This is a genomic window from Synechococcus sp. BA-120 BA3, from assembly GCF_034931285.1.
Taxonomy (GTDB): Bacteria; Cyanobacteriota; Cyanobacteriia; order PCC-6307; family Cyanobiaceae; genus Cyanobium.
This window is the reverse complement of sequence record NZ_JAYGHZ010000346.1, coordinates 1-6,056: the sequence shown is the minus strand read 5'-3', so window position 1 is coordinate 6,056 and position 6,056 is coordinate 1. Positions and strand designations below refer to the sequence as shown.

Sequence of the window (6,056 nt, the reverse complement as noted above, 5' to 3'; positions counted from 1 at the left end):
GTGCTGGCCCAGCCGGCGGCCCTGCAGCAGCTGCTGGAGCGCCACGGGGTCGACGCCTATGTGAGCGGCCATCAGCACGCCTACTTCCCCGCCCGCCTGGGCCGGCTGGACCTGTTCCACCTCGGGGCCATGGGCAGCGGCCCCCGCCGACTGCTGGGGCAGGCCAGCCCCCCCTTCCAGACCCTGACGCTGCTCGATCTGGTCGGCAGCCCGCCCCGGTTGGTGGACACCAGCTTCGATCTGCGCACCCTGCGGCCCATCGACCCCCAGCGGCTGCCCCGCTCGCTCCGTGACGCCGCCGGCCGGCAACTGACGCGGCGGCCCGGCGCCTGAGGGGCGAGGCCAGGGGCGGCGGATCTATCGTCGCCGCCATCGCAGGCCCACGTCATGAAGCTCCCGGAAGGCTGGCGGATCTACGCCCTGGTCATCGGTCTGAACGCGCTGGCCCTCTCGCTCTGGTGGGTCGATCGCGACGCGGTGCCCCACCCCACCGCCGGTGGCATGGGCGCCTGGATCGCGTCCCGCCTGGGTTCCTGAGTTTCCCGTGATCACGATGCAAGCGAACCGACAGCGCCGCCCCCTGGCCCGCCTGGCCGGCGTCTGGGCACTGGCGCTCCTGCCGGCGGCTCCCCAGCCCGCAGCCCTGGCCTCCACCCCGCCACCGGCCCGTCTGGAGAACACCGCCTGGGTCGTGGAACGGCTGGGGGAACGGCCGCCCCTGGGCGGCACCAGCCTCACGCTGCGCTTCGAGAACGGCCGGGTGGCGGGCAGCGACGGCTGCAACCGCTATGGCGCCCCCGTCACCCTGCGGGGAACGACCCTGCAGGTGTCGCAACGGGGCATGGGCACCAAGATGGCCTGCCCGCCGGCGGTGATGCAGCAGGCGGAGGCCTTCCAGAGCGCCCTGCGCAACAGCCGGAGCTTCCGCCTCGGCAGCGAGCGCCTGCGCCTGCTGGCGGCCGACGGCCGGCCCCTGCTGGTGCTGGTGCCCCAGTCGCAGCAGCTGGTGGGCAGCAGCTGGCGGGTGGCGGGCTTCAACAACGGCCGCCAGGCCCTGGTGAGCCCGATCCTGGGCACCTCGCTGTCGCTGCGCATCCTCAAGGGCGGCCAGCTGGCCGGCTCGGCGGGCTGCAACCGCTTCACCGCACCGCTGCGGCTGGACGGCACCCGCCTGCGCATCGGCACGCCCATGGCGACCCGCCGGCGCTGTCCGGGCGCCGGGGTGATGGAGCAGGAGCGGCAGTTCCTGGCCGCCCTTCCCACCGCCGTCAGCCTGCGGCTGGAGGGCGATGCCCTCGAGCTGCGCCGCGCCGACGGCGCCATCGCCCTCAGCCTGCGCCGCGTCCCGGAGTCCTGAGGAACACGCATGGATCTGCCAAGGGTGGTGTTCTTCGGACGCACCGGGGCCGACGCCCTGGCCTTCTTCAACCTCGATCTGGCGGACTGGCGCGGCCAGCGGCTGCTCGACTGCCCCGGCGGTCCCGGCTCGTTCACCGCCCTGGCCCGCGCGGCCGGGGTGGAGAGCGTGGCGGCCGACCCCCTCTACAACCTGTCGCTGGCGGACCTGGAGCAGCGCTGCCGCGACGATGTCAGCTTCACCATGGAGCGCCTGGCCCGCAGTGCCTCGTTGCGGCCGGACTTCGACCTGTCCCGGTTCCGCCAGGGGAAGCTGGAGGCCCTGGAGGCGTTCCTCGCCGACCGGCGGGCCCACCCGGAGGCCTACCGGGCGGCGGCGCTGCCCGAGCTTCCCTTCGAGGCGGCGAGCTTCGATCTGGTGCTCTGCGGCCACCTGCTCTTCTGCTACGCGCCGATCGCCGACGGTGGGCTCAGTGAACAACCCGACTTCGACCTGGAGTGGCATCGCCGCGCCCTGGCCGAGCTGCTGCGGGTGAGCCGGAGGGAGGTGCGCCTCTACCCCGCCCACACGATCGAGCGGCGCCCGAGGGTCCATCCCTGGGTGGAGCCCCTGATGGCCACGCTGCCCCCTGGCTGGCAGGGGCAGCTCGAGGACACCGCCTACGACGAGGGCTTCGAGGGCGAAACGCCGATGCTGCGGCTGCGGCGTGACCCCGCTTGATCACGGATTCAACACCTTGAACAGTGGCTGTTGATACAAAAGATGGGGAATGTAACAGCTCGTGGCTTGATCACGCCGCTGGGGACACACTGACAAAAAACTGCACCCGGAGTGAATCCCCATGACGTATCTGACCTGGAGGCGAGAGCTGGTTCGCTCCGCCATCGATCAGATGCTGGAGGCCACCGATCCCGAACGCGGCCCCTTCGGGGATGGGGGTGTTCTGTTCAACGCCATGATGCAGGAACTGACCCAGAGCCTGCCGGCCCTGGAGATCGTGGCCGCTGCCGACGACATCCTCACCGCCCATCGGGGGTTCTGCGAAGGGCGCAGCTGTGAGGTGGCCCAGGCCCTCAAGGTGTGCCTCTCGATGCCCGCGGAGAAGCAGGGCCTCGAGCGCCGTCTGGTGCTCGATCGCGAACGGGTGGAGCACAACGCCCTCAGCCACGACGCCAACCTGCTGCTGGTCTGGGATGGGCGCCGCGGCAGCGCCATCGAGGAGCTGAGCGCCGCCGGCCTCAGCGAGCGCTTCCCCTGCCAGGGCACCGAGGCCCGCTGGAACACCGACGAGTTCGTGGCCCTGCTCGAAGCCCGTGCCCTCCAGTGCCGCCGCACCCGGGTGGCCCTGGAGATCGTGGCGGAGGATCCCGCCACCACCCCCTCGGCCGGCACCGTGGTGCTGGTGTTCCCCACCGACGCCGGCACCCGCCCCTGGGTGGCCACGGTGGCCGTGGCCCTGCGCTCCGAGGAGCTGCCCGAGAGCGAGCCCCCCACCCTCGACGGCTACCAGGCCATGCGGGTGCTGGCGGGTCCCAGCAGGGCCTCGGCGTAACGGTCGAACGCCTCGCCCTCACCCAGGAACAGGCGCGGGATCACCAGCTCGCACTCCAGCAGCAGCAGCTCGCCCGCCCCATCGCGGATGCCGTCGATGCGGGCATAGGGCAGCACCCCGAAGCGCCGGCGCAGGCGCTGCTCGATCGCCGCGGCCCACTGGCGCTCCGCCGCACTGGCCTGCCGCAGGGTGTTGGCGCCCCCGAAGCGCTCGTGGGCGATCCAGCCCCCGGCCGCCACGGTCTTGGCCACGGCGTGCGAAAAACGGCCGCCGAGCATCACGGCACTGAACTCCCCGTCCCGGCAGACCGCGGGCAGGAACGGCTGCAGACACACCTCGCCGTCCCGGGCCAAGGCCGCCAGCCAGCCATCAACCGCGTCAGACCCCACCGCGCCGGACCCCACCGGCCGGCTGCCATCGGCTGCCGTGATCGTCAGGTGCGCTCCATCGCGGCGCACCCGGTAGGTGTGCCAGCCCAGGGAGCCGACCGCCGGCTTGAGCACCGCCTCCTGCCAGCCGCACTCCTCCAGGAGCTCCGCCAGGGATCCGCCCCAGCCCCGGGGCAGCCAGCGGCTGGGAATCAGGGCCACCCCCTCCCGGGCGAGCCGGGGCAGGTAGTCGCTCTTGGCATGGCCGGCCTCAATCACCGGCAGGGGATTGGCCAGGGGCACCCCGAGGGCGTGGAGCTGCTGCGCCAGGGCCCGGATCCGGGGCAGGAAGTCGCCGTGACGGTGGCTGCCGCGGCAGTCGCGCACACTGACCAGATCGAAGCGCCCCCAGTCGGGGGAGTGGGCCCCACCGGCTGCAGCCGGATTGCCCCCGGCCAGCGGCGGCAGGGGCACCAGCTCGCTGGCGATGCCGCGCCGGGCCAGATGGGCCCGCAGCGCCGGCGTCTCGTCGTGGATCCGCCCGAGGTGCAGCAGGGCGATCCGCTTCAGGTGGGCAGGATCCCCCACTCGCGCTTGACCTGCACGCTGGTGATCTCCCAGGCCTCCTCGGCCGCCACCACCGGGCCGCGGGGCTCCTCGGGCGTCAGGCCGCGGCGGGCGAACTCGTTCTGCAGCAGCAGCTGGAACAGCACGCTCTGGGACACCAGCGCGCGCAGCCGATCCTCGCCGCCCACCCGCGCCATCAGCACCGGGTGGCCCTCGCAGTCCCGCAGGGCCCGCAGCTGCTGCTGCAGCCACACCCGCTCGTACTGCAGCATCGCCTCGCTGCAGCGGGACAGGTTCTCCCGGTAGCAGCCGGCATGGCATTGGATGGCCCCTTCGGAGAGGCCCGCCGTCGTGCCGGCGTCCCTCAGGAGCTGCATCGCATCACTCAGGAAACTCACGCGTGTTCAACGCATCCTGAGCAACAGTAGAAACGGGTGCGGCCACTGCCCACAAACGGCCCGGCGCGGCAATGATCCGTAGCGGGGAGAAAGAAAAGCAAAATTCAGTGGCATTGGCTACATAACAACCGCGGATCCCGGTGCGGCCCTCAGAGCCACTGCTTACGGCGGAAATAGAGGTACAGGGAGATGCCAATCACGATCATCACCCCCCACACCGAGTAATAACCTCCGCGCCACTGCAGCTCGGGCATCTCCTTGAAGTTCATGCCATAGACACCGGCGATGAAGGTGAGAGGAATGAAGATCGTGGAGATGATCGTCAGCACCTTCATCACCTCGTTCATCCGATGGCTAAGGATCGACAGGTAGGTGTCATGCATGCCCCCGAGAATGTCGCGGTGGGTCTCAACCAGATCGATGATCTGGATGCAGTGGTCGTAGAGGTCGCGCCAGAACACCCGGCTCTCGGCCGTCAGCAGGGACGACTCACTCTTGACGATCATGGCCACCTCTTCCCGGATCGGCCAGACGGCTTTGCGCAGGCTGAGGATGGACCGTTTGAGGCTATGGATCTCCTTGATGTCGCCGGGGTGGGGATCCTCCAGCAGCCGATCATCCACCTCCTCGATGATGTCGCCCATCCGTTCCACGGCCAGGAAGTAATGGTCGACAACGGCGTCCAGCAAGGAGTAGGCGAGGTAGTCGGCCTTCATCCAGCGGATCCGGCCGCCGGAGGAACGGATCCGGTCGCGCACCCCGTCGAAGACATCGCCGTCATCCTCGAGGAAGGAAATCACAAAGTGATCGCCAAGGATCACGCTCACATGTTCAATATCAATGGTCTGGGTGTCTTCGTTGAAAGCGATCATCTTCAAGACCATGAAGACATAACCCGGAAACTCCTCCACCTTGGGGCGCTGGGTGGTATTGGCGATGTCCTCCAGGGTCATCGGGTGCAGGCCGAAGCACTCGCCGAGCCGCTCCACCAGGGCGACGTCATGGACGCCACTGACGTTCATCCAGGTGATGCTGCCCTCCGCCACCGCATCGGCGCAGCCGTTCACGGTGACATCGCGATGCTCCGACCAGCCTTCGGCGTCGTAGTGGAGGACATCGATCTGCACCCTGGCCAGCCGCTGCTCGCCCACGAACACCACCGTGCCGGGGGAGGACCCCGGCCGGATCCGGCGGCTGCGGATGCTGCCCGCTCCGCTGGCGCTGCGGATGCGCGGGGACGGTCGCGATGGCCTGGTCTTCATCGCCGGGCCCGGAGGCATCGATGTGCCAGGGAGCCTATCGGCATCCCCCGGTCAGAGAAAGTCGGGCCGCGTCAGAGGAAGTCGGGCCGCAGCTGCTGGCTGAGGCTGAGCGACTGCTCCAGTCCGTCCCAGTCCTCCTGCCGCACCATCGCTTCGAGGCCGGCCAGGGAGCGCCGGTAGTGCGCCAGGGCCTCCAGCAGCGCTTCCCGGTTGGAGCGGGCCATCAGCATCCCCAGCTCCGGGTTGCCGCCGCCGACACGGGTCGTGTCGGCGAAGCCGCTGGAGGCCAGGGCCCGCACCAGGCCGGCCCCGACCTCCGGCGTGGCGCAGGCCGCATCGCCCCCGGCAGCCGCCGCCTGCACCAGAGCCGCCCCCACCAGCACCGGCAGATGGGAGATCAGGGCCACGGCCCGGTCGTGGGCCTCGGCGTCGCAGCAGAGCCAGCGGGCCCCGAGGGCCTCGGCCAGCTCCCGCACCGCTTCCAGCGCCGCCGGGTCGGTGTCCGCCTCCGGGGTCGCCACCCAGGGCCGTCCCCGGAACAGGCCCCTCTCC

8 protein-coding genes and 1 pseudogene are annotated in these 6,056 nt (G+C 70.5%); 5 read left to right on the top strand and 4 right to left on the bottom strand.

The genetic code is table 11. The annotated features are described in order from the left end of the window. The 5 genes and pseudogenes from VB737_RS14310 to VB737_RS14290 all read left to right on the top strand — a co-directional run. Positions 1-333: pseudogene (locus VB737_RS14310) on the top strand (metallophosphoesterase); the annotation flags it as partial. 54 nt (positions 334-387) lie between these two features. Further along, positions 388-537, top strand: a complete 150-nt coding sequence (locus VB737_RS14305; protein WP_500313944.1) for a hypothetical protein — start codon at positions 388-390, stop codon at positions 535-537. 16 nt (positions 538-553) lie between these two features. Next, a complete protein-coding gene (locus VB737_RS14300; protein ID WP_500313942.1) occupies positions 554-1,357 on the top strand; it encodes an META domain-containing protein in 804 nt (267 codons plus the stop codon). Positions 1,358-1,366: 9 nt separating this feature from the next. Next, positions 1,367-2,077: a hypothetical protein gene (locus tag VB737_RS14295; RefSeq protein ID WP_500313941.1), complete on the top strand. Its 711-nt coding sequence runs from the start codon at positions 1,367-1,369 to the stop codon at positions 2,075-2,077. 121 nt (positions 2,078-2,198) lie between these two features. Beyond that, on the top strand, positions 2,199-2,909 hold the full coding sequence (locus tag VB737_RS14290) for a hypothetical protein (protein WP_500313939.1): 711 nt from the start codon (positions 2,199-2,201) through the stop codon (positions 2,907-2,909). Here the strand turns inward: VB737_RS14290 and VB737_RS14285 are convergent. The 4 genes from VB737_RS14285 to VB737_RS14270 all read right to left on the bottom strand — a co-directional run. Continuing rightward, positions 2,861-3,865 carry an ATP-grasp domain-containing protein gene (locus tag VB737_RS14285; RefSeq protein ID WP_500313938.1) on the bottom strand — a complete coding sequence of 335 codons (1,005 nt, stop codon included), beginning with the start codon at positions 3,863-3,865 and terminating at the stop codon, positions 2,861-2,863. The genes VB737_RS14290 and VB737_RS14285 overlap by 49 nt on opposite strands. Next, positions 3,844-4,221 (bottom strand): hypothetical protein, encoded by a 378-nt coding sequence (locus VB737_RS14280; protein WP_500313936.1) that lies wholly within the window; start codon positions 4,219-4,221, stop codon positions 3,844-3,846. Before VB737_RS14280 ends, VB737_RS14285 begins: the two co-directional genes overlap by 22 nt. Before the next feature lie 170 nt (positions 4,222-4,391). Next, positions 4,392-5,504: a magnesium/cobalt transporter CorA gene (corA, locus tag VB737_RS14275; RefSeq protein ID WP_500313934.1), complete on the bottom strand. Its 1,113-nt coding sequence runs from the start codon at positions 5,502-5,504 to the stop codon at positions 4,392-4,394. A 71-nt stretch (positions 5,505-5,575) separates the two neighbouring features. Next, the coding region (locus VB737_RS14270; RefSeq protein ID WP_500313933.1) for a prephenate dehydrogenase dimerization domain-containing protein at positions 5,576-6,056 on the bottom strand (481 nt) is incomplete at its 5' end.

Excerpts from the sequence above, each read along its gene's own strand:
- VB737_RS14305 (WP_500313944.1), top strand. The coding sequence starts at position 388 with ATGAAGCTCCCGGAAGGCTGGCGGATCTACGCCCTGGTCATCGGTCTG.
- VB737_RS14300 (WP_500313942.1), top strand. The coding sequence starts at position 554 with ATGCAAGCGAACCGACAGCGCCGCCCCCTGGCCCGCCTGGCCGGCGTC.
- VB737_RS14295 (WP_500313941.1), top strand. The coding sequence starts at position 1,367 with ATGGATCTGCCAAGGGTGGTGTTCTTCGGACGCACCGGGGCCGACGCC.
- VB737_RS14290 (WP_500313939.1), top strand. The coding sequence starts at position 2,199 with ATGACGTATCTGACCTGGAGGCGAGAGCTGGTTCGCTCCGCCATCGAT.
- VB737_RS14280 (WP_500313936.1), bottom strand. The coding sequence starts at position 4,221 with ATGCAGCTCCTGAGGGACGCCGGCACGACGGCGGGCCTCTCCGAAGGG.
- corA (WP_500313934.1), bottom strand. The coding sequence starts at position 5,504 with ATGAAGACCAGGCCATCGCGACCGTCCCCGCGCATCCGCAGCGCCAGC.